The sequence below is a fragment of the Saccharopolyspora halophila genome (genome assembly GCF_039531955.1).
Classification (GTDB): Bacteria; Actinomycetota; Actinomycetes; order Mycobacteriales; family Pseudonocardiaceae; genus Saccharopolyspora; species Saccharopolyspora halophila.
This window is the reverse complement of record NZ_BAAARA010000008.1, coordinates 22,283-46,872: the sequence shown is the minus strand read 5'-3', so window position 1 is coordinate 46,872 and position 24,590 is coordinate 22,283. Positions and strand designations below refer to the sequence as shown.

The 24,590-nt window shown below is 70.4% G+C and carries 25 protein-coding genes; 13 read left to right on the top strand and 12 right to left on the bottom strand.

What is annotated here, in order from left to right:
* The first annotated feature begins 5 nt into the window (after positions 1–5).
* From ABD289_RS12755 to ABD289_RS12740, 4 genes are all read left to right on the top strand, one after another.
* Complete coding sequence (locus ABD289_RS12755) at positions 6–782, top strand: IclR family transcriptional regulator (protein WP_344130735.1); 777 nt, start codon at positions 6–8, stop codon at positions 780–782.
* Positions 783–1,054: 272 nt separating this feature from the next.
* Entirely contained in the window at positions 1,055–1,918 is an 864-nt protein-coding gene (locus ABD289_RS12750; protein ID WP_344130732.1) for a fumarylacetoacetate hydrolase family protein, read from the top strand.
* A gap of 222 nt (positions 1,919–2,140) precedes the next feature.
* Positions 2,141–4,975, top strand: a complete 2,835-nt coding sequence (locus ABD289_RS12745; RefSeq protein ID WP_344130729.1) for a penicillin acylase family protein — start codon at positions 2,141–2,143, stop codon at positions 4,973–4,975.
* Positions 4,976–5,067: 92 nt separating this feature from the next.
* Positions 5,068–6,306, top strand: coding sequence for an amidohydrolase (locus ABD289_RS12740; protein WP_344130726.1), 1,239 nt, complete (start codon positions 5,068–5,070; stop codon positions 6,304–6,306).
* Positions 6,307–6,325: 19 nt separating this feature from the next.
* Here ABD289_RS12740 and ABD289_RS12735 read toward each other — a convergent pair whose 3' ends face one another.
* Positions 6,326–6,493 carry a hypothetical protein gene (locus tag ABD289_RS12735; protein WP_344130723.1) on the bottom strand — a complete coding sequence of 56 codons (168 nt, stop codon included), beginning with the start codon at positions 6,491–6,493 and terminating at the stop codon, positions 6,326–6,328.
* A gap of 65 nt (positions 6,494–6,558) precedes the next feature.
* A complete protein-coding gene (locus ABD289_RS12730) occupies positions 6,559–7,188 on the bottom strand; it encodes a TetR/AcrR family transcriptional regulator (RefSeq protein ID WP_344130721.1) in 630 nt (209 codons plus the stop codon).
* Positions 7,189–7,480: 292 nt separating this feature from the next.
* Here ABD289_RS12730 and ABD289_RS12725 point away from each other — a divergent pair, with 292 nt between their 5' ends.
* Positions 7,481–7,852 (top strand): hypothetical protein, encoded by a 372-nt coding sequence (locus tag ABD289_RS12725; protein WP_344130718.1) that lies wholly within the window; start codon positions 7,481–7,483, stop codon positions 7,850–7,852.
* A 43-nt stretch (positions 7,853–7,895) separates the two neighbouring features.
* On the opposite strand, the gene ABD289_RS12720 is transcribed toward ABD289_RS12725, so the two are convergent.
* Positions 7,896–8,453 (bottom strand): TetR/AcrR family transcriptional regulator, encoded by a 558-nt coding sequence (locus ABD289_RS12720; protein WP_344130715.1) that lies wholly within the window; start codon positions 8,451–8,453, stop codon positions 7,896–7,898.
* A gap of 222 nt (positions 8,454–8,675) precedes the next feature.
* Between ABD289_RS12720 and ABD289_RS12715 the strand changes: the two genes are divergently transcribed.
* The 5 genes from ABD289_RS12715 to ABD289_RS12695 all read left to right on the top strand — a co-directional run bounded on the left by ABD289_RS12715 (position 8,676) and on the right by ABD289_RS12695 (position 14,855).
* Positions 8,676–9,128 carry a (2Fe-2S)-binding protein gene (locus tag ABD289_RS12715; protein ID WP_344130712.1) on the top strand — a complete coding sequence of 151 codons (453 nt, stop codon included), beginning with the start codon at positions 8,676–8,678 and terminating at the stop codon, positions 9,126–9,128.
* Positions 9,115–10,077, top strand: coding sequence for an FAD binding domain-containing protein (locus ABD289_RS12710; RefSeq protein WP_344130709.1), 963 nt, complete (start codon positions 9,115–9,117; stop codon positions 10,075–10,077). Before ABD289_RS12715 ends, ABD289_RS12710 begins: the two co-directional genes overlap by 14 nt.
* A complete protein-coding gene (locus ABD289_RS12705) occupies positions 10,074–12,230 on the top strand; it encodes a xanthine dehydrogenase family protein molybdopterin-binding subunit (RefSeq protein ID WP_344130706.1) in 2,157 nt (718 codons plus the stop codon). The genes ABD289_RS12710 and ABD289_RS12705 overlap by 4 nt, the downstream gene beginning before the upstream one ends.
* Before the next feature lie 172 nt (positions 12,231–12,402).
* Positions 12,403–13,074 (top strand): hypothetical protein, encoded by a 672-nt coding sequence (locus tag ABD289_RS12700; protein WP_344130703.1) that lies wholly within the window; start codon positions 12,403–12,405, stop codon positions 13,072–13,074.
* Between the two features lie 137 nt (positions 13,075–13,211).
* Positions 13,212–14,855 carry an alpha-amylase family glycosyl hydrolase gene (locus tag ABD289_RS12695; RefSeq protein ID WP_344132013.1) on the top strand — a complete coding sequence of 548 codons (1,644 nt, stop codon included), beginning with the start codon at positions 13,212–13,214 and terminating at the stop codon, positions 14,853–14,855.
* Between the two features lie 85 nt (positions 14,856–14,940).
* Here ABD289_RS12695 and ABD289_RS12690 read toward each other — a convergent pair whose 3' ends face one another.
* The 3 genes from ABD289_RS12690 to ABD289_RS12680 form a co-directional block, all read right to left on the bottom strand.
* The gene (locus tag ABD289_RS12690) at positions 14,941–15,174 is read right to left on the bottom strand and encodes a helix-turn-helix domain-containing protein (protein ID WP_344130700.1); all 234 of its coding nucleotides are present in this window, start codon (positions 15,172–15,174) and stop codon (positions 14,941–14,943) included.
* Positions 15,174–15,671, bottom strand: coding sequence for a DUF2975 domain-containing protein (locus ABD289_RS12685; protein ID WP_344130697.1), 498 nt, complete (start codon positions 15,669–15,671; stop codon positions 15,174–15,176). The genes ABD289_RS12690 and ABD289_RS12685 overlap by 1 nt, the downstream gene beginning before the upstream one ends.
* Positions 15,672–15,748: 77 nt before the next feature.
* On the bottom strand, positions 15,749–16,324 hold the full coding sequence (locus ABD289_RS12680; protein ID WP_344130694.1) for a CGNR zinc finger domain-containing protein: 576 nt from the start codon (positions 16,322–16,324) through the stop codon (positions 15,749–15,751).
* 71 nt (positions 16,325–16,395) lie between these two features.
* On the opposite strand from ABD289_RS12680, the gene ABD289_RS12675 reads away from it, so the two are divergent.
* A complete protein-coding gene (locus tag ABD289_RS12675) occupies positions 16,396–17,139 on the top strand; it encodes a class I SAM-dependent methyltransferase (protein ID WP_344130690.1) in 744 nt (247 codons plus the stop codon).
* A 71-nt stretch (positions 17,140–17,210) separates the two neighbouring features.
* On the top strand, positions 17,211–18,323 hold the full coding sequence (locus tag ABD289_RS12670) for an NAD(P)/FAD-dependent oxidoreductase (protein ID WP_344130687.1): 1,113 nt from the start codon (positions 17,211–17,213) through the stop codon (positions 18,321–18,323).
* On the opposite strand, the gene ABD289_RS12665 is transcribed toward ABD289_RS12670, so the two are convergent.
* The 3 genes from ABD289_RS12665 to ABD289_RS12655 form a co-directional block, all read right to left on the bottom strand.
* Positions 18,310–18,741, bottom strand: a complete 432-nt coding sequence (locus tag ABD289_RS12665; protein WP_344130684.1) for a PPOX class F420-dependent oxidoreductase — start codon at positions 18,739–18,741, stop codon at positions 18,310–18,312. The genes ABD289_RS12670 and ABD289_RS12665 overlap by 14 nt on opposite strands.
* Positions 18,742–18,775: 34 nt before the next feature.
* On the bottom strand, positions 18,776–19,813 hold the full coding sequence (locus ABD289_RS12660) for a zinc-binding dehydrogenase (protein WP_344130681.1): 1,038 nt from the start codon (positions 19,811–19,813) through the stop codon (positions 18,776–18,778).
* A 117-nt stretch (positions 19,814–19,930) separates the two neighbouring features.
* Positions 19,931–21,607 (bottom strand): chloride channel protein, encoded by a 1,677-nt coding sequence (locus tag ABD289_RS12655; RefSeq protein WP_344130678.1) that lies wholly within the window; start codon positions 21,605–21,607, stop codon positions 19,931–19,933.
* A gap of 166 nt (positions 21,608–21,773) precedes the next feature.
* On the opposite strand from ABD289_RS12655, the gene ABD289_RS12650 reads away from it, so the two are divergent.
* Complete coding sequence (locus tag ABD289_RS12650; RefSeq protein WP_344130675.1) at positions 21,774–22,238, top strand: MarR family winged helix-turn-helix transcriptional regulator; 465 nt, start codon at positions 21,774–21,776, stop codon at positions 22,236–22,238.
* A gap of 123 nt (positions 22,239–22,361) precedes the next feature.
* Here ABD289_RS12650 and ABD289_RS12645 read toward each other — a convergent pair whose 3' ends face one another.
* The 3 genes from ABD289_RS12645 to ABD289_RS12635 are packed head-to-tail and all read right to left on the bottom strand — an operon-like array spanning position 22,362 to position 24,588.
* Positions 22,362–23,021 (bottom strand): response regulator, encoded by a 660-nt coding sequence (locus ABD289_RS12645; protein WP_344130672.1) that lies wholly within the window; start codon positions 23,019–23,021, stop codon positions 22,362–22,364.
* Complete coding sequence (locus ABD289_RS12640) at positions 23,018–24,163, bottom strand: sensor histidine kinase (RefSeq protein WP_344130670.1); 1,146 nt, start codon at positions 24,161–24,163, stop codon at positions 23,018–23,020. Before ABD289_RS12640 ends, ABD289_RS12645 begins: the two co-directional genes overlap by 4 nt.
* Positions 24,160–24,588 carry a hypothetical protein gene (locus ABD289_RS12635; protein WP_344130665.1) on the bottom strand — a complete coding sequence of 143 codons (429 nt, stop codon included), beginning with the start codon at positions 24,586–24,588 and terminating at the stop codon, positions 24,160–24,162. The genes ABD289_RS12640 and ABD289_RS12635 overlap by 4 nt, the downstream gene beginning before the upstream one ends.
* Between the last annotated feature and the right edge of the window lie 2 nt (positions 24,589–24,590).

Here is a 24,590-nt window from a genome sequence, read left to right as displayed (position 1 = left end):
AGTCGGTGACCGCTGAACAGCAGACGAGCAGTGGGCACAACGTCGTCAAGTCCGCCGATCGGGCGCTGGTCATCCTCGAACTGCTCTCCCGCGGGCGGCACCGGCTCAGCGACATCGCCGAAACCCTGCATCTGCCGCTGTCCAGCGTGCACGGGCTGCTCGGCACCCTGGTGCACCGCGGCTTCGTGGAGTTCGACCCGACCACCCGCACCTACGGGCTCGGCCTCAAGGCCTGGACGGTCGGGCAGGGCTACACCGGGCACCGCGACATCGTCGGGCTGGCCCTGCCGCTGATGGAGGACCTGGCGCAGCAGACCGGGGAGACCGTGCAGCTATCCCGCCTGGACGGCACCGAGAACGTCTACATCGCCATCGCCGAGTCGCCGCAGCCGATGAAGCTCGTCTCCGCGGTCGGCATGCGCCTGCCCGCTCATTCCGTCGGGCTGGGCAAGGCGCTGCTGACGGGCCTGGACGACGACGAGCTGGAGCGTCGCTACGCGGGGGCGCGGCTGGAGCGGTTCACGCCGAACACGGTCACCGACCTGGAAGAGTTCCTGGACGAGGTCCGCCGGTCCCGCCGCGCCGGCTACGCCGCCGACGACGAGGAGTACATCATCGGCTGCCGGTGCGTGGCCATGCCGATCCGCGACCACGCGGGGCAGGTCATCTCGGCCCTGTCGGTCTCGGCCCCCACCCCGCGCTGCGGCCCCGGGTGGACCGAGGAGACCCGGATCCCGCTGGCCGAGGTCGTCGACCAGATCGAGTCCCAGCTGCGCCGCTAGACCCGCTCGCTCGGGCACCGGTGGCGCGCGAGGTGTGACAGTTTTGCCTAAAACTGCGCGGACACGCACCCGCCACAGTTTTAGGCAAAACTGTCACACCTCCGCCGCGGGGCGCCCGCTGTTGACGCGGGGTGTTCGTGCTGATCCGATTTCTCCGGCTTGAACGCGCTTCGAGTACGTGAAGTCGTGGTGCGTGCACCGGTTTCACGGATCCGGGTCGATCTCGGTGGAGCAGGGCCCGGCATCGGCCCGGGTCGCGGATGGGAGATGCGATGAAGTTTCTGAGGCTGGGCCCCGCCGGGGCGGAGAAGCCGCACGTGCAGGACGACGCGGGCCAGGTGTTCGACCTGACGCCGCTCACCGGTGACATCGACGGTGCGTTCCTCTCCGGTGACGGCGTGGCCCGCACCCGCGCCGCGCTGACCGACGGCACGCTGCCCGCCGTGAACGACCCGGGTGACGGCAGCGGCCTGCGGCTGGGCGCGCCGATCGCGCGGCCGATGGCGGTGCTGTGCATCGGGCAGAACTACGCCGCGCACGCCGCCGAATCCGGCTCGCAGCCGCCGGAGGTGCCGATCCTGTTCTTCAAGCATCCCAACACCGTGATCGGCCCGCTCGACGAGGTGGTCGTCCCGCGCGGTGCCGAGCGGGTCGACTGGGAGGTCGAGCTGGGCGTGGTCATCGGGCGCCGCGCGCGCTACCTGGACTCGGCGCACGAGGCGCTCTCGCACGTGGCCGGATACGTGCTGGCCAACGACGTCTCCGAGCGCGCGTTCCAGAAGGAGCACTCCGGCGGGCAGTGGTCCAAGGGCAAGTGCGCCGAGACCTTCAACCCGGTGGGCCCGTGGCTGGTGCCCGCCGCCGAGATCGACGACCCGCAGGCGCTGCGGTTGCGCTCGTGGGTCGACGGCGAGCCGCGCCAGGACTCCAGCACCGCCGACATGATCTTCGGCGTCGGCGAGATCATCCGGCATCTGTCCCAGTACGTGGTTCTGGAGCCGGGGGACCTGGTGATCACCGGAACGCCCGAGGGCGTGGCGATGTCCGGGCGCTTTCCCTTCCTCCAGGCCGGGGACGTGGTGGAGATGGAGATCGACCACCTCGGACGCCAGCGGAACCAGGTCAAGGCTGGTTGAGCGACCCGGCCGGTCCCTCTCGCGCGGCGGGGCCTGACAGTTTTGCCTAAAACTGCGCGGACACGTCGGGCATCGAGGCCTGACGGTTTTAGGCAAAACTGTCTCGCCCCTGCTCGGGTGCTGGGCCATTTGGTGCAATCGTCCGGGTGGTGCTTTCATTCGCTTATGCGGATGGCTAACGTCCGGTAGCCGACTACCTGCTCGGAACCGGAAGGACCTGGTATGCCGCGACGTTCGCGCGTGCCGGCCGTCATCGCGGCGGTCGCCACCGTGGGTTCTCTGCTGGTCGCTCCCACCGCGAGCGCGGCGCCCGCACCGGAGCCGCCCGAGGACTACTGCCGGGGTCAGTGCCATCACATCCTGCCGCCGGGGCAGAACGGCAACGCCACCTTCGCCGAGCTCGTCGGGCACATGCTGCTGGGCACCCGGCCGCCGCACTCCGACGACCAGCTGGGCAAGTACGACGCGCTGGTCGCGGGCTACCCGAAGCTGACCACGGACACCATCCGGGAGTTCTTCAACGACAACTCCTTCGGCGTCCCCGAGGACGAGGTCGAGCGCCGCTACTCGCCGCGCGAGGACGTCACCATCGTCCGGGACGAGACCGCGGGCATCCCGCACATCTACGGCTCGACCCGCTCCGGAACCACCTTCGGCGCGGGCTACGCCACCGCCGAGGACAAGCTGTTCCTGATGGACGCGCTGCGCAGGGCGGGCCGCGGCGAGGTCACCCCGTTCGCCGGTGGTGCGCAGGCCAATCGCGAGATGGAGCAGCGCTTCTTCGCCGCCGCGCCCTACACCGAGCAGGAGCTGCGGCGCCAGATCGAGTCGGTGGCCGCCTCGGGCGAGCGCGGCCGAACCGCCCTGCGGGACGCGCAGTCCTACGTGGACGGCATCAACGCCTACCTCGAGAAGGCCCACGAGGGGCGCTACTTTCCCGGCGAGTACGTCGCGACCGGACACGTGGACCCGGTGACCAACGAGGGCGAGATCGAGCCGTTCGAGCTCACCGACCTGGTGGTGCTGGCTTCGCTCGTGGGCGCTCAGTTCGGTGGTGGTGGCGGTGGCGAGGTGCAGAACGCCATCGCGCGGATGTCGCTGCACGAGCGGTTCGGCGTGCAGCGCGGGGAGCGGATCTGGCAGGCGTTCCGCGCCGAGAACGACCCCGAGGCCATCAGCACCATCCACGACGGGCAGTCCTTCCCGTACGGGAACTCGCCGGAGAACCCGAAGGGCGTGGCGATGCCCGATCCGGGTTCGGTGCGCCCGCAGCAGCTGGTGTTCGACCGGACCGGGTCGGCCGCCGAACCCGCGGACGACCCCGCTCGACCGGAGGCGCACAATCCCGAGCCCGCCGGCGACGGAGCCGAAGCGCTGCGCGGGATGTTCGACGACGGCCTGTTCCCGGAGGGGATGGGGCAGCAGGGAAGCATGTCCAACGCCCTGATGGTCTCCGGGCAGCACACCGAGAGCGGTCACCCGGTCGCGGTGTTCGGCCCGCAGACCGGCTACTTCTCGCCCCAGCTGCTGACCTTGCAGGAGCTGCAGGGGCCGGGGATCTCGTCGAAGGGCGCTTCGTTCGCGGGCCTGAGCTTCTACACCCTGCTCGGCCGCGGGCAGGACTACGCCTGGAGCGCCACCACGGCCGCCCAGGACATCATCGACACCTACGCCGTCGAGCTGTGCGATCCGAACGGCGGCCCGGTCTCCGGGGATTCGAACTACTACCTGTTCCACGGCGAATGCCTGCCGATGCGCACTGTCGAGCGCGACAACTCCTGGCAGCCCAACCTCGGTGACGACACCGCGGAGGGCTCCTACCGGTTGATGTCCTTCCGCACCCGCTACGGGCCGGTCACCCACCGCGGCACCATCGAGGGCGAGCCGGTCGCGTTCACCACCGCCCGCTCGACGTTCCTGCACGAGGTCGACTCGATCATCGGGTTCCAGAAGTTCAACGACCCCAACGCGATCCGCTCGGCACGCGACTTCCAGCGCGCCGCGCACGACGTCAACTACACGTTCAACTGGTTCTACGCCGACGCCGAGGACACGGCCTACTTCAACTCGGGCGCCAACGTCGTCCGGCAGCCGCACGTCGACCCGAGCATGCCGATCACCTCGGACCCGGCGCACGAGTGGCAGGGGTGGAACCCGGCGAACAACACCGCCGACTACGCCCCGTTCGCCGCGCACCCGAACTCGACGAACCAGGACTACTACATCTCGTGGAATAACAAGCAGGCGCCGGGAACCGCGGGCGCGAGCCCGGCGAAGGGCGCCGTGCAGCGCGGTGACCTGCTGGACAGTCGCGTTCGCGGGCAGATCGAGGCGGGTGATCCGTTCAGCCGCGTGGAGCTGGTGCAGGCCATGGCCGACGCGGGCGTGACCGATCTGCGCGCCGAGCGCGTCCTGCCGGACCTGTTGCGGGTCATCGACACCGCCCCGATCGCCGACCCGGACACCCGGCGGCTCGTGGACGGGCTGCGCGCCTGGCTGGCCGACGGCGGCGAGCGCGTCGAAGCGGAGCCCGGCAGCAGGCGTTACGCGCACGCCGAGGCGATCGAGTTGTTCGACGCCTGGTGGCCGCTGCTGGTGCGCGGCGAGTTCGAGCAGGCCGTGGGACCGGAGGCCTACCGGGCGATGACCGAGGTCATGCAGATCAACGAGTCCCCGTCGGGCTGGCAGAACCGCGAGCCCGACCTGCACCGGGGCCAGGGGCACCAGGGATCGGCGTTCCTGGCCGGCTGGTACGGCCAGGTCTCCAAGGATCTCCGCAACACTCTCGGGGAGGATGTCCCGGGCGGTTTCGGCGAACCGCTCTGCGCGGGCGGGGACGCGGAATCCTGCCGCAGCATGCTGCTGGACACGCTCGACCAGGCCGCCGCGACCCCGTCGGAGCAGACCTACCCGGGCGACGCCGACTGCGATGCGGGTGACCAGTGGTGCGCCGACGCCATCGCGCACAGCAGGATCGGCGGTATCGGCCAGGACCTGATCAGCTGGCAGAACCGGCCCACCTACCAGCAGGTCGTGGAGTTCCCGGCGCACCGCTGAGCTCGCGCGCGACCCGGAGTTCCCGTCGGCGGTGGCGGCCCCCACCGGTCCTGGAGGAGGATCGTCGGCGGCATCGATGATCGGAGGGGCTTGTGGACTTCGGGCGGCTGGACGAGATCCGGGACGAGCTGATCGCGCTGTACAGGGACCTGCACGCCCATCCGGAGCTGTCGTTCCAGGAGCACCGCACGGCCGCCGAGGTCGCGCGGCGGCTGGAAGAGCTCGGGCTGGAGGTCAGCACGGGCGTCGGCGGCACCGGTGTGGTCGGCGTGCTGCGCAACGGGGACGGGCCGACGGTCCTGCTGCGCGCGGACTTCGACGCGCTGCCGGTCGAGGAGCGGACCGGGCTGGACTACGCCAGCACCCGGCGCGGCACCACCGCCGACGGCACCGAGTCCGGGGTGATGCACGCCTGCGGGCACGACATGCACGTCACCTGCCTGCTCGGTGCCCTCGACGTGCTGGTCGACGCCCGGCAACGGTGGTCGGGCACGGTGCTGGCGTTGTTCCAGCCCGCCGAGGAGATCGGCAGGGGCGCGCAGGCGATGCTCGACGACGGGCTGCTCGAGCGGTTCCCGCGACCGGACGTCTGCCTGGGGCAGCACGTGTTCCCGTTCGAGTCCGGTCTGGTCGGCATGATGAGCGGTCCCAGCATGTCCGCCGCCGACGGGCTGAAGATCACCATGTTCGGCCGGGGCGCGCACGGTTCGCAGCCGCAGAACTCCGTCGATCCGGTGGTGATGGCCGCGGCGACCGTGCTGCGCCTGCAGACCGTGGTTTCCCGCGAGGTCGGCGCCGACGAGACCGCGGTGGTCACAGTGGGGGCGCTGCACGCGGGCAGCAAGGAGAACATCATCCCGGAGAAGGCGGAGCTGCTGGTCAACATCCGCTCCTTCGACGAGGAGGTGCGCGGGCGCGTCCTCGAAGCGGTGCACCGCATCGCCCGCGCGGAGGCGGCCGCCTCGGGTGCCCCGCGGGAGCCGGAGTTCGACCCAAGCACCCGGTTCCCGCTGCTGGTCAACGATGCCGACGCCACGGCCCGCACCGCCTCGGCGATGCGCTCGGGGCTCGGTCCGGAGGCGGTGATCACCCTGGACCGCTCCATGGGCAGCGAGGACGTGGGCCTGTTCGGCACCGCGGCCGGGGTGCCGACCTGCTATTGGTTCATCGGCGGCACGGACCCCGCCGAGTACCGGGCCGCGGTCGAGCGCGGCACTGCGGCCCGGGACATCCCGTCGAACCACTCGCCCTTCTTCGCCCCGCAGATCGAGCCGACCTTGAGCACCGGCGTGCGAGCGCTGACCGCAGCGGCGCTGGAGTGGCTGGGCTGACGCGCGTCAGCGGAAGCGGTTACCCGGTGCGCCGCGCGCTCCGGACGCCGAACAGCACCGAGCCGATGACGAGCAGCAGTCCCAGGCCCTGCAGGCCCGGTGAGTCGTCGGCTCCGCCCAGCACGATCCCGGTGACTCCGAGGGCGACGCCGAGGGTGCTGGCGGCGATGGCGGGCAAGTGCTTCATAGGTGCGTCCTCACACGAGAAGTGACGTCGGCGCTCAACAGAGCCTATCGAGCATCGTGCGCATCTTATCGATTTTCGACAGGTCGAGCGGTCGGGGGCGTCCGCGTCTTCGCGGTCAGCCCGCGGGCTCCAGGCTCGCCAGGAGGGTCGCGACCAGAGATTCCGGGTCGGGGTTGGACGGCTCGGCGAAGTGGGCGAAGAACGCCGACTGGAAGCAGGAACCGAGCAGCAGGCTCGCCGCGGCGGCCGGGTCCGCGTGCGGGCCGAGCGCGCCTGCTCGCTGCTCGGCGGCGAGGTAGCGTCAGCGCCTCGCGGACCAGCTGCGGTCCGGCATCGCGCTCGCGCAGGGCGTTGCGATGCGCCTCCAGCAGCGACGGCTCGGAGAACAGCGAGGCGGCGATGGGGAACGTGTCGGCGTAGAAGCCGGTCGCCACCGCGGTGACCTCCACCAGGTTCCGGCGCAGCTCACCGGTTCCCGCGCGGTCGGGCAGCGCCGTCAGCAGCGTCATCAGGTCGTTCGGCGCCCGCTCGGGCAGGACGCCGAGGAACAGGTCGGTCTTGTCCTGGAAGTGCTTGTACAGCGCGGCTTCCGAGAACCCGGCCCCCTTGGCGATCTCCTTGGTGGCGGCCCGGGCCAGCCCGCGCGTGCGCATCACCCGCGCGGCCGCGTCGAGCATCCGGTCGCGAGTGCTCACGAGTTCTCCTTGACAGGTGGGTAAGTGCCCAGTGCACGGCGTCCCGGCGTGCTCGCCGCGAAGCCGACGAGAACCTGCGGCGGTGCGGGCTGAGTCGCACACCTGAAACAGCGGCTGCCGCCGCATTTCTAAAAAGCTCCTAGGGCGCCGCCGACGCGGGGACGCCCCCGAGTGGCGAGGATGCCGATCAGCGCGGCGAGTCCGCCCGGAACGCGCGGCCCGGCCGGACGTGCTGGGGGCGTGAAACGAAAGGCCCCGTTCGGGCGGGGAACGGGTTGTAGGCTCCCGTTCCGTGGATCAGTACAACACCGCTCCCGTCCGGGTGACCATCGGCGACATCGCCTGCACCGGCGAAGAGGTGATCACGCCCTCCGGTCGTGCGCCGATCGCGGGCACGACCTGGACGTTCACCGACATGAGCCGCACCGACCGGACGATCCCGGCGTGGGCGATCGTGCTGACGGTGCTGTTCGTGTGGTTCTGCTTCCTCGGGTTGCTCTTCCTGCTGGTCAAGGAGGAGCGGACCACCGGATGGGCGCAGGTCACCGTTCAAGGGCGCGGGCTGATGCACGTCACGCAGGTGCCGGTCAACACGCCGATGGTCGTCATGGACCTCAACTCCCGGGTCAACTACGCGCGTTCGCTCGCCTTCGGTAGCGGCTGAGCGCGGTCTTCGGCTTCGCGAGAACCGTTGCGGTGCGGGTGCTTCAGCAGCGGATGCCGCGCCAGATCAGTTCGGTGAGATCGGCGGTCTGGGTCTTCCAGTCGCTGTCGGGATCCAGGTAGAACAGGCCCGCGAGGCCGCGCAGAACCGTTTCCGGGGACACGTCCCGGCGGATCGTGCCCGCCTCGGCGTTTGCTTCCAGCAGGCTGGAGATCGCCTCGATCATCCGCTCGTGGGCGCTGGAGGGCAGTTCCGAGCGGCTGGCCGACAGCGCTTTGGCCAGTCCGCGCTTGGTCATCATGTAGTGGGCGAGATGATCGCTGACCCAGACCCGGAAGGCCTGCTCGGGATCGTGCTCGCCGAGGAGCTGCGGGATCACCTCCACCAGGTGGGTGACCTCGCGGTCGTACACGGCGAGGATGAGCTCCTCGGGGGTGGGGAAGTGCCGGTAGACGGTGCCCACGCCCACGCCCGCCTGCTTGGCGATGGCGTTGAACGACACCGCGCCCGAGTTGGCCAGCGAGCTGGCCGCGGCGGTGAGGATGAGTTCGTGGTTGCGCCGGGTGTCCGCGCGCCGGGGACTCACCGAGCCCGTCGTCATCGTCCCTCCCATTGCCGCCGTGTTTCCTGAAATGTAATGCACCGGTCCAACGACCTGGGGCAACCTGGGGTGCAGAACACTCGATTGCCGAGCGGATAGGAATCCGCTACCGTTGCTCTCAGGTCCGAGCGGATGGTTATCCGATCGGTCTCCGGACTTTTCGCTCCCACCACTTTCATGCCGGCGCGACCACGCACCGGCGAGCAGCCGGAAAGAGATCCAGTGGACATCTCACTCGAAATCAACGGCAGTACCGAGAAGATCAACGCCGATCCGGGCGTGACGCTGCTGGACGCGATGCGCGAGCAGCTCGACATCACCGGGCCGAAGAAGGGTTGCGACCGAGGCCAGTGCGGGGCCTGCACCGTGCACGTCGACGGCAAGCCCGTGCTGTCCTGCCTGACCCTGGCCGCCACGGTCACCAAGCCGGTGACCACCGTGGAGGGGCTGGCCGACGGCGAGCGGGTGCACCCGGTGCAGCAGGCCTTCCTCGACCAGGACGCCCTGCAGTGCGGTTTCTGCACCTCCGGGCAGATCATGTCGGCCGTCGCGGCGGTCGAGAAGGACGTCGAGGACGTCCGCGAGTTCATGTCCGGCAACATCTGCCGCTGCTCGGCGTACCCGAACATCGTGGCGGCAGTCGACCAGGCGAGGCAGGCCGATGCGACCCTTTGAGCTCACCGCACCCGAGACGGTCGACACCGCGGTGTCCGCGCCCGGCACGTTCCTGGCCGGTGGCACCACGCTGGTCGACCTGATGAAGCTCGACGTCCTCACCCCGGAGTCGGTGCAGGACATCAACTCGCTCCCGCTGCGGGGCATCGAAACCTCCGGTGAGCTGCGCATCGGCGCTCTCGAGCGGATGGCCGACGTGGCCGAGCACCCGGGCGTGCACCCGGTGATCTCGCGAGCGCTGCTGCTCAGCGCCTCTCAGCAGCTGCGCAACATGGCCAGCATCGGCGGCAACCTGTTGCAGCGCACCCGCTGCACGTACTTCCGCGACACGGCGATGCCGTGCAACCGGCGCGAGCCGGGCAGCGGCTGCTCGGCCATCGACGGCGCCAACCGGATGCACGCGATCCTGGGCACCAGCGACTCCTGCGTGGCCACCCACGCCAGCGACCTCGCGGTCGCGCTGGTGGCGCTGGACGCCGAGGTCCGGCTGGTCGGCGAGTCCGGGGAGCGCACCGTCGCGCTGACCGACTTCTACCGGCGGCCGGGGGAGACGCCCGAGGTCGAGCACGAGCTGCGCGACGGTGAGCTGATCAGCGAGGTCGTCGTGCCGGAGCTGGACTTCGCGGCCAACTCCACCTACGTCAAGGTGCGCGACCGGCAGTCCTACGAGTTCGCGCTGACCTCGGCCGCGGCCGCCCTCGACGTGCGCGACGGGGTGGTCGCCGACGTCCGGCTGGCGGCGGGTGGCGTGGCCACCGTGCCGTGGCGGCTGAGCGCCGTCGAGGACGCGTTGCGCGGCGGGCCCGCTACGACCGAGGCGTTCGAGGCCGCGGCCGAACGGGCCGTCGAGGACGCGAAGCCGCTGGCGCACAACGGCTTCAAGGTGTCCCTGCTGAAGCGGACCATCGTTCGCGCTCTGCTCGAACTCACCGAAGGGAGCGGCCAGTGACTGCACGGCTGGACGGACCGTTGAAGGTCACCGGGCGGGCCAAGTACGGGGCGGACCACAACCTGCCCGGCACGGTCTACGGCTTCCTGGTGCTCAGCACCATCGCCAACGGCGAGGTCGAGGCCATGGACGTCACCGCGGCCAAGGCCGCACCGGGTGTGCTCGGCGTGTACACGCCGTTCGACTCCTTCGACCTCAAGACCCCGCAGTCGCCGGTGCTGGGGGAGACCTGGGTTCCGCTGCAGGACCGCGCGGTCGCCTTCTGGGGTCAGCCGATCGGCTTCGTGGTGGCCGAGACCTTCGAGCAGGCCCGCTACGCGGCCGGTCTGGTCGAGGTCACCTACCTGGAACGGCCCGCGCTGACCTCGTTCGAGGAGGGCCTGGACGCCGCCGAGCCCTCCCCGCGCGAGGACGAGGTGGTCCTCGCCGACGGCGTCGAGTCCATCGAGGACGCGATCGCGAGCAGCCCGGTGGTCGTCGACGCGACCTACCGGACGGCGGCCCAGAACCACGCTGCGATGGAGCCGCATTCGGCGGTGGCGGTGTGGGAGGACGGCGAGCTGACCGTCCACAGCGGCAGCCAGTCCTCCAGCATGCAGGCCAACGAGCTGGCCACCGCGCTGGACGTGGACGTCTCGAAGGTGCACGCGGTCAACCCGTACGTCGGGGGCGCTTTCGGCGGCAAGGGCCGCACCGCCACGCCCGCCTTCCTGGCCGCGGCGGCGGCCCGGCTGCTGGACCGGCCGGTCAAGGCAGCGCTGACCCGCGAGCAGGTCTTCACCGCCACGGCCGGTCGCGCCGCGACGCGGCAGAGCATCACGCTCGGTGCCGAGCGCGACGGCACGCTCATCGCGCTGCGGCACGACTCCGTGTGCACCACCGATATCGACCGCTCCTTCGTGGAACCGACCTCGCACGCGACCTCCGCGGAGTGGTACGCGACGCCGAACCTGGCCGTGAGCCAGAAGATCATGCCGCTGAACGTCCCGAAGACCACGTTCATGCGGGCGCCCGGGGAAGCTCCCGGTTCGTTCGCGCTGGAGAGCGCGATCGACGAGCTCGCCGTGGAACTGGGCGTGGACCCGATCGAACTGCGGCGGCGCAACAACTCCGCCGCCCCGCCCGGCAAGGACCTGCAGTGGTCCAGCAAGCACCTCGACGAGTGCTTTTCCCTCGGTGCGCGGGAGTTCGGCTGGGCCGACCGCGCGCCGAGCGGGCGCACCGAGGGCGACTGGCAGGTCGGCATGGGCGTGGCGACCGCGATGTTCCCCGCGCTGCGCTTCCCGGCTCAGGTGGAGATCCGGCTCGGCGACGACGACACCGCGGTGGTGTCCACCAGCGGCGCCGACCCGGGGACCGGGCTGCTGACCGTGATGGCCATGGTCGGTGCGGAGTCCCTCGACATCCCGCCGGAGCGCGTCACGCCGCGGCTGGGTGACTCGGCCTTCCCGGAGGGCGGCATGTCCGGTGGCTCGACCGGTACGGCCAGCACCAGCACCGCGATCATGGCAGCGGCCACCGAGGCGACCGACGCGCTGCTCGCACTGGCCACGCGGCCGGGTGCGCCGTTCGCGGGCGAGGAGGTCAGCTACGCCGACGGCAGGATCTTCGGCGAGGAGGGCCGCACCATGGCCTTCGGCGAACTGCTGCGGGAGCTGGGACGCGAATCGCTGACGGTGACCGGGTCCTCGGCGCCCGGCGAGGAGCTGACCAAGCACTCGTTCAGCTCCTTCGGTGCGCAGTTCGTCGAGGTCAAGGTGCACAGGTGGACTCGCGAGATCCGGGTGTCCCGGATGCTCGGCGTGTTCGACTCCGGCCGGATCATCAACCCGCAGCCGGCTCGCAGCCAGGCCGTGGGCGGGATGATCTGGGGGCTGTCGGCCGCGCTGCACGAGGAGCTGGCGATCGAGGACAGCGGCCGCACCGCCAACGGCGACCTCGCGAGCTACCTGGTCCCGGTCAACGCCGACATCCCCGATGTCGACGTCCACTTCGTCAACTACCCGGACACCCTGCACAACTCCGTGGGCGCCAAGGGGCTCGGCGAGATCGGCACGGTGGGCGTCGCGGCGGCGGTGGCCAACGCGGTCTACAACGCCACCGGAATCCGAGTCCGCAAAACCCCGATCACCATCGAGGACCTCCTCGACTGACCCCACCCGTTCCGCACCCCGAATTCCCTGGAAATCGGGGTGCGGAATTCCCTGGAATTCGGGGTCGCGTTTGCGAGGGAACTTGGGTGAGTGTCGCTGGATCGGGGGTTGATCAGCCTCCGTTGAGGTGACTTGCGGAAGCCTGCGCCCGAGTTGTGGCGTCGTATGGGACATGAAGGGGCTTCTTCGCGCGCCGGGGCGGCCGACCTCGGTGCTGCTGATCGCGGTACTGGCCGGACCGACCATCGCGTGGTGCCGGTACGTCGTCGACGCGCTCGCGGGATGCGCGGGCGGGTACGGCAACCACCGGGTCTCCGGTGACGTCACCCCGGCCGGGTGCCTGCTGTCCGTGTCGGGGGAGCCGGTGTACCGGCTTCCGTGGCTGGCGGATTTCGTGGCCGCGGCGAGCCTGCTGGTCGCGTTGCTCGCGGTGGTCGTCGTGCTGTGCTGGCCGCTGCGGAGCGCGGTGCGGCCGGTGCTGGCGCTGCTGCCGTTGCCGCTGCTGCTGTCCGCCGTCGTGCTGATGCGCTACAAGAGCTGGGGCCCACCCGGGAAGGCCCACATGACCTCGGGTTTCCTGGCCCACGTAGCGGTGCGGCCGCAAACGGCGGGCAGCGACGCGCCGGCCCGCGCCGTCGAGGTCGCCGATGCCGGTTGGCGAGTGGTCATGCCCGGGGCGGGAATCCTGGTTCCCGCCCCGGGACTCATCTGGTACCTCGTGGCCTGCTTCGGCGTCCTGCTGGCAGCGCTGGTGGTCGTGGTCGTGTGGCGGGCCCGTCCCCGCCGCGCGCCCGCGGGCGATACGCGCCGGAGGAGTCCGCGAGCCGCCGGTTCGCCGCGCTGATCGGCGTCGCGGCCGCCCCGCATCCCGGGCATCCCCTCGTGAAACCCTATGAATACGTAGCAAATCTTCCGAACACGCCTGGAAATCGCTATATTGACCGCGTTTGTGCATACGTAGGCAAAGGCGCGGGAGTGGATATGGTGGTCTCTAGAAGATCGTTCGTGCTCGGTACCGGCGCGGCGCTGGCGGGGATGACGGTCCTGCCCTCGCTGTCGTTCGCCGCGGTTGGCAAGGGGTCCTGGCTGGACGACGCGGTCCTCTACGAGCTCTACCCGCAGAGCTTCGCCGACACCGATGGCGACGGGATCGGTGATCTGAACGGGGCCATCGACCGCCTCGACTACCTGCAGTGGCTCGGCGTCAACACGATCTGGATGAACCCGATCTTCCCGTCGCCGTTCACCGACGCGGGCTACGACATCGCCGACTACACGTCGGTGCACCCGCGCTACGGCACCGAGGACGACGTCGTGCGGCTGGTCTCCGAGGCCCGCAAGCGCGGCATCCGGGTGCTGTTCGACCTGGTCGCGGGGCACAGCTCGGATCAGCACCCGTGGTTCCTGCAGTCGCTGCAGGACGATGCCGACCACCGCTACATCTGGGCGACGCCCGATCAGCTTCCCCCGGACGGAAGCCTGCCGGAGTCCTTCGTCGCCTCGCCGGGGCCGCGCGCGGGCGCGTTCATGAAGAACTACTACGAGACCCAGCCGGCCATCAACTACGGCTACGGCCGGATGAACCCGGACGAGCCCTGGCGGCAGCCGGTCGATGCCGAAGGTCCGCAGCGCAACCGCGCTGCGATGCGCGAGGTGATGGACCACTGGCTCAATCTGGGCATCTCCGGGTTCCGCTGCGACCTGGCCGCGACCCTGGTCAAGGACGACCCCGAGTGGGTGGAAACGCGCAAGCTGTGGGGCGAGATGCGGGAGTGGCTGGACGCCAATCATCCCGACGCGCTGCTCATCGCGGAGTGGGGCGATCCGGCGACCTCGGTTCCGGCGGGCTTCTCCGGCGACTTCTTCCTGCCGGTCAACGGACCCGGTGACGGGGCGGCGTGGAAGTCGCTGTGGCAGGAGAACCCGTACTTCTCGGCCGAGGGCACGGGCACCGCGAAGATCTTCGTCGACGCCTGGCAGCAGGCTCGTGAGGCCATCGGAGACCAGGGTGGCCGCACCTTGCTGATCTCGGCGAACCACGATGGCGCGACCCGCCTGAACAACGGCGTGCGCTCGCCGGAGGAGATCCCCGCGGCGTTCACCTTCCTGCTGACCTGGCCGTCGGTGCCGACGCTGTACTACGGCGAGGAGATCGGCATGCGGATGGTCGAAGGTCTGCCGGACGTCGAGGGCAGCAAGGGACGCCAGCGCAACCGCACCCCGATGCAGTGGAGCGACGGCCCCAACGCGGGGTTCTCGACGGCCGATCCGGAGGACCTCTACATCCCGATCGACCCGGACCCGAACCGCCCGACGGTGCAGGCCCAGCTCGAGGACGAGGGCTCGCTGCTGCACTTCGTGCGTCGCCTGCTGAAGCTGCGCGAGAAGCACCCGGAACTCGGCACCTCGGGCGACGTGCGGGTGTTCCACGACGGGTATCCGCTGACCTACCTGCGCGGTGACCGATTCCTGGTCGCGGTCAACCCGAGCCGCGAGAAGGTCTCGGTCGGCATCGACGACGACCGCCTCGCCGGTGCGACACCGGTGATCGACGGAGGGGTCCAGGTCAACGAATCCGGTCTCACCGTCCCCGGATTCGGATTCGCGGTCTTCGACCTGCGCTAGGAACCGACAGTCGCGGATCCCGGAGCCGAGCGGCGTCCGAGGTTCCGCCCCCGCACCGCCGCGCGAACCCGAACTGGAACAGCTCCTAGGTCTGCGCCGTCTCGGCGACCTGCTCGGCCGATTCCCACCGCAGCAGGTCGCCGGGCTGGCACCGCAGCACCTCGCAGAGCGCTTCCAGGGTGGTGAACCGAACCGCCTTGGCGCGGCCGTTCTTCAGCACCGCCAGGTTGGCGGGAGTGATGCCGACCCGCTCGGCCAGTTCACCGGCGGACATCTTGCGCTTGGCCAGCATCACGTCGATGTCCACGACGATCGGCATCAGATCACGTCTTTCAGCTCGTCCTGCAGTTGGGCGGCCTCGGCGTCGCGCGCCACGGCCTGCGCCAGCAGCATCCGCAGCACCAGCACGATCAGCGCCATCCCCAGGATGGCCACCACGACGCCGCAGATCAGCAGCACCACCCCCGGCGCCACGGCCTCGCCGGGCGCGAGCAGGCACGCGAGCGCGAAGACCAGCGCCGCGGCGCACACCAGCGCCCCGATGACCACGTGAACGTATCGAAAAGCGCCGTGCGAGAACACGGTTGCGCGCCGGACCATGCTCACCAGCCGCCACACGCACACGAGGATCACCTGGCAGCACACGACGCCCAGCACGATGATCGTCAGCAGCGGCGTCTTCAACCAGGCGTGCTCCGCGTTGAGCTCGTTCAAGTCGGCCGCCAGCAGCGGCACCATCACGGCCTGCAGGAACACCGATCCACCGAGCAGCATCACGAGCACCACCCGCAACGCCCACACCGCCCACGACCCCATCGCAACTCCTCTATCGACCAACGATGCAAAACTATCGAAAAACGATAAGGCATGCCAGTCGCTGAGGATGTGGCGGGTCATCCGCCGGTGCGACGGCTGCGGAAGTGCGCCGCCTTGACCCGGTTCTGGCAGGCGGTGGAGCAGAAGCGGCGGGTTCCGTTGCGCGAGGTGTCGAGGTACACGCGGTCGCAGGCCGGGGCCGAGCACACGCCCAGGCGATCGGCCGACGGGTTGCCCAGGACGATGGCCAGCGCGGTGGCCATCGGCGCTTCCCAGCTGCGGGCGTAGTCGGCGTCGAGGGCGTGGAAGTGCACGTGCCACACGCCGCCATCGTGGTTGGACAGCACTGGCGCTGCCTCGGTGGTGCGCAGGAGTTCGTTGACGTGCTCGCAGGCGGCGTTCATGTCCCCGGCGTCGAGATGGGTGAACACCGCGCGCAGCCGGGTGGCGACCTCGGCCAGCGCTCGCGCCTCCTCGTCGGTGGGGCGGCGGGCGCCGGTTCGCGAGCCGGTCAGCAGCGCTTCGTGTGCCCGGTCCGCGAGTTCTTCCGGCGCGGGCGCGTAGTCCCGGCCGCGGGCCTGTCCAGGGGTGAGCGCGTTGACGAGGGCCACTGCGGCGGAGACGACTCCGTTCGTGTGGCTGTCGAATTCCACTTGACCAGTTACCTGCTCTCGCTCCAGGGTTCGTAACTGTCATCATAAATATAGACAGTTACGGAGTCGCCATGTCCGTCCTCGATCGTGAACGTGCCCGGTATTGGCTCGACCGCTGGGATGCTCAGCAGGAGCGCTACGTCGCAGACCGCGAGGAGCGGTTCGCGGTGATCATCGACGTCGTCCGGGAGACCGTTGGCGTGCAACCATCCGTGCTCGATCTCGGCTGCGGACCGGGTTCGCTGGGGGCGCGACTGCGCGAAACGCTTCCGGGCGCGCGGGTCGTCGGTCTGGACGCCGACCCGTTGCTCATGGGCCTCGGGCGTGCGCGTTACCCCGAGCTCGAGTTCGTCGATGCCGACCTCGCGGATCCTTCCTGGTCGAGCAGGGTTCCGGGAACCGTCGACGCCGCGGTGTCCACCACCGCGCTGCACTGGCTCGGGCCGTCGGCTCTCGAAGGGCTCTACGCGCGGCTGGCCAGCCTGATCCGTCCCGGTGGCGTCTTCGTCAACGGTGACCACCTGCACTCCGAATCGCCTCGGCTGGACGCGCTCGCCGGCAAGATCCGCGCCTCCCGCGAGATCCGAGCCGGTGTGACGGGCAATGAGGGCTGGCGGGAGTGGTGGGGAGCCGTGCGCGCCGACCCGGAGCTCTCGCCGCTGTTCGGCCAATGTTCCGAGCGCGCCATGCCGCACGGCGGCGACAACGGCCTCTCCGTCGCCGAGCACGTCGACCTCCTCCGCGATGCCGGGTTCGCCGAAGCAGGGCCGCTCTGGCAATCCGGCGACGACACCGTGCTCGTCGCGCTGCGCTGAACCCGTCCTGTCACATTCTCCGACGGCCGTCCGTCCCGGTCGTTGATGCATCGTCGTCGGGAGGGGTCGTCTTGAGACCGGAGATCGTGATCATCGGAGCCGGGTACGCGGGCGTGAGCGCCGCGAAGCGGCTGGACCGGGCAGGGCTGGCTTGCACGCTGATCGGGCCGCGCGACGAGTTCGTCGAGCGGATCCGGCTGCACCAGCTGTTGGCGGGGAACCACCCCGCGACCACGCCGCTGGCCGATCTGCTGCCCGCGCGAACGAGTCACGTGCGGGGGACAGCCGTGGCGATCGACGTCGCGCGGCGGGTGGTGGCGCTGCGCGACGGGGGAGAGGTCGGTTACGACTACCTGATCTACGCGGTGGGCAGTCACAGCGGCCTGGACGTGATCGCCGGAGCCGCCGAGCACGCGGTGACCGTCGGCGACCTGGACGGTGCGGTCCTGGCGCGGGAGCGGTTGGACCGGTTGCCCGCGGACGCGTCGATCACCGTCGTGGGCGGCGGGCTCACCGGCATCGAGGTCGCCGCGGAGCTCGCCGAGCAGGGCGAGCACGCCGTCCGGCTGGTCACGGACGGGCGGATCGCGGAGACTGTCGGCGCGAAGGGACGCGCCTACATCCGCGACGTGCTCACCGGGCTCGGCGTCCGGGTCCTCGAGGCAACGCCGGTCGAGGAGATCCAGGAGGGCAAGGTCGTGCTGGCCGACGGGCGCGCGCTCGACAGCGACCTGTCGGTGCTGACCGCGACCCTGCGGATGCCCGCGCTGGCAGCTGATAGCGGCCTGGCCACCTCGGCCGACGGTGCGCTGAGCGTGCACCCGACCTTGGTCAGCACCAGCGCTCCCGAGATCGTCGGGGCCGGTGACGCGGCGGCCGTCGCCGGCCGTCCGGTGCGGATGAGCTGCCAGTCCGCGTGTCCGCTGGGCATGCACGCCGCGGAGACGGTGCTGCACCTGGCGGACGGGACCGAGCCCAAGCCCGTTTCGCCGAAGTTCGTCAGCCAGTGCATCAGCCTGGGGCGGCGCTCGGGTCTGCTGCAGCACACCCGCTTCGACGACACGCCGACGGCGTTGACCGTGACCGGAAAGCTCGGCGCCCGGTTCAAGGAGCGGATCTGCGCCTCCACGACCGGGATCGCGTTGAACCCGCGGACCAAGTGGTTCCGGGTCAGTTGGAACTGATGTCGGCCCCGTAGACGTGATCGATCGACATGGTGATGAGGATCCGCCGCTCGGCGACCATCGCCGAGCGGTACTCCTCCCAGTCCGGGTGTTCGCCCGCCGCCCTGCGGAAGTAGTCCACCAGCGCCTGGATCTCGGAGCCGTGCGGATCATCGCTCGGCCCGGTGATCATGGCGACGCCCTCGGCCGTGGCCCAGGCGCGCCCGTCGGTGCGGGTGACCTCCAGGGTCGCGCGCGGATCCCGGCGAAGGTTGCGGGCCTTGGCCAGGCCCTCGCGGGTGGAGATCAGGATGTCGCCGGTTCCCGGATCGAAGAACGGGCGCACCGGTGACATCTGCGGACGTCCATCGGACTTGATGGTGGCGAGCACGCCCAGCGTGCTCTCGGCGAGCAGCGCGTGCGGATCGAACGAAGTCATGCCCCGATTCTGGGTCCGGTGGCGGCTGCGCGGGTCAGGGTTCGACCAACACTTTCAGGGCCTTTCGATCGGCCATCTCCCGATAGCCGGTGGGCACCTCGTCCAGATCCACCGTGCGGTCGAAGACCTTGCCGGGCTCGATCTCGCCCTCCAGCACGTCGGGCAGCAGCTCCTCGATGTAGGCGCGGGCGGGTGCGACGCCTCCGGTGAGGGTGATGTTGCGGAAGAACATCTTCTCCACGCCCATCGGCCCCTCCTCGTACTGCGGTACGCCGACGCGGCTGACCGTGCCGCCCTCCCGGGCGACGCCGAGGGCCATCTCCAGCGCGGGTTTGGTCCCGACGCACTCCAGCACCCGGTGCGTGCCGTCCCCGCCGGTGAGGTCGCGGACCTTCGCGATGCCCTCCTCGCCGCGCTCGGGAACCACCTCCGTGGCGCCGAATTCGCGTCCGAGTTCGGTGCGTCCCTGGTGGCGTCCCATCAGGACGATCCGCTCGGCGCCCAGCCGCCGGGCCGCCAGCACCGCGGACAGGCCGACCGCGCCGTCGCCGATCACGGTCACGCTCGTGCGCTCGTCGACCCCGGCGGTGACCGCGCAGTGGTGGCCGGTCGGGAACACGTCCGACAGGGTCAGCAGGGAGGGCAGCAGCGCCGAGTCCTCGCCGACGGGCAGCTTCACCAGCGTTCCGGAGGCCTGCGGCACCCGCACCGCCTCGCCCTGGCCGCCGTCGACCCCGTCCTGGCCCCAGCCGCCGCCGTGCCTGCAGGACGTCTGCAGTCCTTCGGCGCAGAAGTCGCACGTGTTGTCGGCCCAGACGAACGGCGCTACCACCAGGTCGCCCGGCGCGATCCCGGAGACCTCCGGGCCGACCTCCTCGACCACGCCGAGGAATTCGTGCCCGATCCGATCGCCCCGCTCGGTGGCCGGGCGGGAACCGTAGGGCCACAGGTCGCTGCCGCAGACGCAGCTGCGCACGACCCGCACGATCGCGTCGGTGCGCTCCCGCAGCTCCGGGTCCGGTACCTCCTCGACCCGCACATCGCCGGCACCGTAGATCAACGTCGCGCGCATCGGTTCCCGCTTCCCCTCGCAGGCGGGTGCTGTCGAACCACAGCATGGGGTCGGGTGGCGGGGCCGGCAACTTCGTCGAGGCGGGCGTCCCCGCGGCCGGGGACGCCCGCCACCCGGTCATACCGACGCGGTCGCCAGGTAGCGCTGGCGGTGGTGCTCCTCGTAGTGGTCCTGCTTGCGGGCGCACAGCAGCTGCGTCAGGCAGATGACGCCGCGAACCCGGGCCGGGTCCTCGCGATCGACCACCGGCAGCCGGGTCAGATCGTTGACCGCGAGAGCGTCGGCCGCGGTGCTGAGCGTGTCGTCCGGGTGGACCGGCGCGGGGACGGCGGTCGTCGCCGCGCTGACCGTCTCGCCGGTGCAGGACAGCAGCGCCTCGCGCGTGGTCATGCCGATGAGCTCGCCTTCATCCACGACCGGGTAGACCTCGCCATCGCGGGTGTCCTCGCGGGCCTCCTCGATCGCCCGGCCTGCGGAGAGCACCACCGGATCGCTCGTCATCACCTCGTGTACGAAGAAGGTCTCGAGCGGGTCGGTGGTGTACTCGCGGGTGAGGTGCAGGCGGCGCCGGGCCAGCTTCTCGGTGAGGATCGATCGCTTCAGCAGCAGCACCGAGACCCCGTAGGCCACGACCGAAGCGACCGTCAGCGGAACCAGGCACGGCCACGCGTGCGTGAGCTCGAGGGTGAACACGATGCCGGTCAGCGGGCAGCGCATGACGCCGCCGACCACGGCGGCGAGTCCGCACATCGCCCAGAACCCCGGGAAGACCTGCGGCAGCATCAGTCCCTCGGCGGCCCCGAGCGCGGAGCCGAGCAGGAAGACCGGTGCCAGCACGCCCGCCGAGGTTCCCGAGCCCAGCGACATCGCCCAGATCAGCGTTTTGACGGTGAGGATGCCGAAGATGAGCGCGATGGTCGCGTGCCCGGTCAGCATCGCGTCGATGACGTCGTAGCCCACGCCCAGGGCGCGCGGTTCGATGAGCCCGCCGACACCGATGATCACGCCACCGATCGCGGGCCACCACATCCAGTGGAACGGCAGCTTGGCGAAGGCGTCCTCGGAGCGGTAGACCAGCCAGGTCGCCACGATCGCGAACAGGCCGCCGGTAACGCCGGTGACGATCGCCAGCAGGACCGCCGTGTTGTCCGGTGCCACCGGCACCCGCACGGGGAACAGCGGGTCGGTACCCAGCAGGAATCCGCGGACGACGGTGCTCACCACGACCGAGACGGTGACCGGGATGAAGCTGCGCGGCTTCCACTCGAACAGCAGCAGCTCGACGGCGAGCAGGATCGAGGCCAGCGGTGCGTTGAACACCGCGGTCATGCCGCCCGCGGCGCCCGCGACGAGCAGCGTCTTGCGCTCGTTGGAGCTGAGCTTGAGCAGCTGCGAGAGCACCGAGCCGAGCGCGCCACCGGTCATGATGATCGGGCCCTCGGCACCGAACGGGCCACCGGTGCCCAGCGCCACGGCCGAGGAGACCGGCTTGAGGACCGCGACCCGGGGTTGCACCCGGCTCTGGCCCGCCACGATGGCTTCCAGCGCCTCGGGCATGCCGTGACCGCGGATCCTCTCCGATCCGTAGCGGGCCATCAGACCGATGACCAGCCCGCCGAGAATCGGGGCGGAGAGGATCAGCCACCACGGATGGTGCTGGGCGCCGGGTGCGATGAGGTCGGTGGCCAGGCGTTGGTAGAAGACCAGGTTCGTGATCAACCCGATCAGCTTGAGCAGGGCGTAGGCGGCGAGCGAGGAGGCGATGCCGACCGGTATTGCCAGCGCGGCGATCATCAGTGCTCGTGGTCTTAGCGTGAAGTCTCCCAAGTGCGACGCCTTTATTTGCATAACGCAACAGTAAATCTGCGCACCACATCGTGTTAAGGATGACGTGGGTGGATTCACCTGATTTGCGTGGTGCAACTGTTCGGGTGAGAGGTCGTCGATAGGATGGCGGACAATGGAAGATAATTCGCAAAGCGCGCGAAACGGATCCGACGTCGGGACCGACGAAGCGCTCGCCGTGATGCGTGCGATGGTCTGGATCGCGGATTCGACGGTTTCCGAGGTCACCGCGCAGCTGACCCTCACGCAGTTCCGCGCGTTGGTCATCATCGCCGAGGCGAAGCCGCCGGTGATCATGGGCCGTGTTGCCGACGACCTGGCGATGAACCCCTCGTCGGTCACGCGCGCGTGCGATCGACTCGTGCAGCTCGAACTCGTGCAGCGCGCCCGGAACCCGCTGAACCGGCGGGAAACGCTGCTCGCGCCCACGGCCAACGGGCGCGAGATCGTTGCGCGCGTCAATCGTCAGCGCCGGGAGATGCTGGCCGACGTGCTCCAGCGGATGAGCCCGGCGGATCGCTCCGCCGCGATGGCCGTCTTCGCCCGCTTCGCCGAGGCGGCGAGCCCGACCGAGGACTAGGAGCTGGGAGCTGGCCGCTCGGAAACTGCGGGACCGGCTCGGCAGGCCGCAACCCCGCGTCCCGAGCGTGACAGTTTTGCCTAAAACTGTCCGGACAAAACGGACCGCGCTGGCGGAACGGGGTTAGGCGTTGCCGGGGGAGATGAGCCCGGTTTCGTAGGCCAGCGCGACGAGCTGGGAGCGATCGCGGGCGCCGAGCTTGGTCAGCAGCCTGCTGACGTGCGTGCGAGCCGTGGCCGGGCTCATGTGCAGGCTCTCGGCGATCTCGCCGTTGGACAGCCCGGCTCCGACCTCGGCCAGCACCTCGCGTTCGCGCCCGGTGAGCACCTCGAGCCGCTCTGCCCTGCCCGGAGCTGGCCCCTCGGCCGCCGCGCGCATCACGCGCCGGGTCACGGCCGGCGACAGCAACGCGTCGCCGCCCGCGACGATGCGCACCGCGGCGCGCAGGTCGTCCGGGCCGGTGTCCTTGAGCAGGAAACCCGCCGCCCCGGCGCGGATCGCCTTCAGGACGTTCTCGTCGGTGTCGAACGTGGTGAGCACGACGACTTGCACCAGCCGCAGCCGCGAATCGGCGACGATCCGGCTCGTGGCCTCCAAGCCGTCGCCGCCGGGCATGCGGATGTCCATCAGCACCACGTCGGGACGTTCGCGGACGGCGCCGTCGAATCCCGCGCGTCCGTCATCGGCCTCGCCGACGACGGTGATGTCCTCTGCGCGCTCCAGCAGAGCGCGGAGACCCTCGCGGACCAGCGGCTGATCGTCGACGAGCAGCACCCGGATCATGCGGGCGCCTGCATCGGTACTCGGGCCTCGACCACGAATCCCTCCCCAGGATGAGTGGTGATGGACAGCTCGCCGCCGAGCAGCGCGAGGCGTTCCCGCATCCCGGCGAGGCCCCAACCCGATCCACCTTCGCCCGGACGCGCGCCTCGGCCGTCGTCGGTCACCCGCACCAGCACGGCCTCCGCACCGTAGTCGAGCTCGATGAGCACGCCATCGGCGTGCGCGTGTCGCAGAACGTTGCTCAGCGACTCCTGCACCACGCGGTAGGCGGTCACATCGGAGATCGCCGCGGGCGTTCCGGACCCGGAGGTGCGCACGCGCACGTCCAAACCGACCGACCGCGCGGGCTCGGTGAGCCGGTCGAGCTGGTCGAGGCCGGGCGTGTCCTCGGCGTCGCCATCGGGTGCGCGCAGGGCGTTTAGCGTCGCCCGCAGCTCGCGGCTCGCGTCGCGGCAGGCGGTGCGGACCGCGGTCAGCGAGCGCTCGGCGGTGTCGGCGTCCTCGCGCAGCGACTCCCTGGCCACGTCGGCGTGCAGGGAGATCACCGACACCGTGTGCGCCAGGAGATCGTGCAGATCGCGCGCGATGCGCACCCGCTCCTGCTCGACCCGGCGCGCCGCCTCGCGTTCGCGCTCCAGTTCCGCGGCGGCGGCCTGGTTGTCCAGCTCGGAGCGCCAGCCGCGCCGCGACCGGACGCTGTCTCCGAGCGCGACGACCGCGGTCATCAGCGCGGCAGCGGTCGGGACCTCGAGCCCCAGCACGAGGGCAAGGTCGTCGCCCTGGGCGATCCGCACCGCCGTCGAGATGATCAGCAGCGCGAGCGCCGTGGCACCGGCCCAGTAGGCGCGGCCGAGTTCGGCCGCCGAGTACAGCGCCGCAGCGACCGGCACGGCCAGCCCGATCGGCGGGTAACCGAGCGCGTAGTACGCGAGCAGCGCCACGGCGGTGGCGATCAGAACGGCGACCGGCCGGCTCCGGCGCAGCAGCATGAGCGCGCCGAAGAAGACCGCGAACGCGTAGGCCCCCGGGCCGACGCGGGCGACATCGCCACCCACGTTGGCGGTGATCGCCGCGCACACCACGATCAGCACCAGTGCGCCGAGCCCGAGGTCGGTCGCTCGTTCGGTCCGATTCCGCATCATCGTGAACTCATTCTTGCCAGAGACCACGCCACGGCGCCGGTCACCGCGCCGACGAGCGCCCCGGTGACCAGACTGCTGATGAACGCGAAGGCCCGCAGCAGCAACGCCTCGGCGACGGGCGGGAGCGCTCCGGCGAGGTTGCCGCCGAGCTCCGGCGGGTCGCCCGCGAACGCCGCGGTCCACAGGATCTGGTGCGTGACGCCGAGCAGGACCCCGTGGACGAGCCCGACCATGAGCAGGGCCGAGAACGGCGCGCGCACGCGCTTCCAGAGCACGACCGCCACCCAGACGACCAGCGGGACGAACATCAGCAGCCCGTTGACCAGCGCCCCGACCGGCCCGAGGTCGTGCGCGATGACCCTGGGCACGCCCAGCGCGGCCAGGCCCAGGATCCACAGCGGGGAGAGTTCGGGTCTCCGCGGCACGA

Excerpts from the sequence above, each read along its gene's own strand:
- ABD289_RS12710 (WP_344130709.1), top strand. The coding sequence starts at position 9,115 with ATGCGACCCTTTGAGCTCACCGCACCCGAGACGGTCGACACCGCGGTG.
- ABD289_RS12695 (WP_344132013.1), top strand. The coding sequence starts at position 13,212 with ATGGTGGTCTCTAGAAGATCGTTCGTGCTCGGTACCGGCGCGGCGCTG.
- ABD289_RS12720 (WP_344130715.1), bottom strand. The coding sequence starts at position 8,453 with ATGACGACGGGCTCGGTGAGTCCCCGGCGCGCGGACACCCGGCGCAAC.
- ABD289_RS12750 (WP_344130732.1), top strand. The coding sequence starts at position 1,055 with ATGAAGTTTCTGAGGCTGGGCCCCGCCGGGGCGGAGAAGCCGCACGTG.
- ABD289_RS12735 (WP_344130723.1), bottom strand. The coding sequence starts at position 6,493 with ATGAAGCACTTGCCCGCCATCGCCGCCAGCACCCTCGGCGTCGCCCTC.
- ABD289_RS12660 (WP_344130681.1), bottom strand. The coding sequence starts at position 19,813 with ATGCGCGCGACGTTGATCTACGGTGCCGGCGATGTGCGGGTCGAGGAG.
- ABD289_RS12690 (WP_344130700.1), bottom strand. The coding sequence starts at position 15,174 with ATGCCGATCGTCGTGGACATCGACGTGATGCTGGCCAAGCGCAAGATG.
- ABD289_RS12650 (WP_344130675.1), top strand. The coding sequence starts at position 21,774 with ATGGAAGATAATTCGCAAAGCGCGCGAAACGGATCCGACGTCGGGACC.
- ABD289_RS12645 (WP_344130672.1), bottom strand. The coding sequence starts at position 23,021 with ATGATCCGGGTGCTGCTCGTCGACGATCAGCCGCTGGTCCGCGAGGGT.
- ABD289_RS12655 (WP_344130678.1), bottom strand. The coding sequence starts at position 21,607 with ATGATCGCCGCGCTGGCAATACCGGTCGGCATCGCCTCCTCGCTCGCC.
- ABD289_RS12640 (WP_344130670.1), bottom strand. The coding sequence starts at position 24,163 with ATGATGCGGAATCGGACCGAACGAGCGACCGACCTCGGGCTCGGCGCA.
- ABD289_RS12685 (WP_344130697.1), bottom strand. The coding sequence starts at position 15,671 with ATGGGGTCGTGGGCGGTGTGGGCGTTGCGGGTGGTGCTCGTGATGCTG.
- ABD289_RS12675 (WP_344130690.1), top strand. The coding sequence starts at position 16,396 with ATGTCCGTCCTCGATCGTGAACGTGCCCGGTATTGGCTCGACCGCTGG.
- ABD289_RS12665 (WP_344130684.1), bottom strand. The coding sequence starts at position 18,741 with ATGACTTCGTTCGATCCGCACGCGCTGCTCGCCGAGAGCACGCTGGGC.
- ABD289_RS12745 (WP_344130729.1), top strand. The coding sequence starts at position 2,141 with ATGCCGCGACGTTCGCGCGTGCCGGCCGTCATCGCGGCGGTCGCCACC.
- ABD289_RS12700 (WP_344130703.1), top strand. The coding sequence starts at position 12,403 with ATGAAGGGGCTTCTTCGCGCGCCGGGGCGGCCGACCTCGGTGCTGCTG.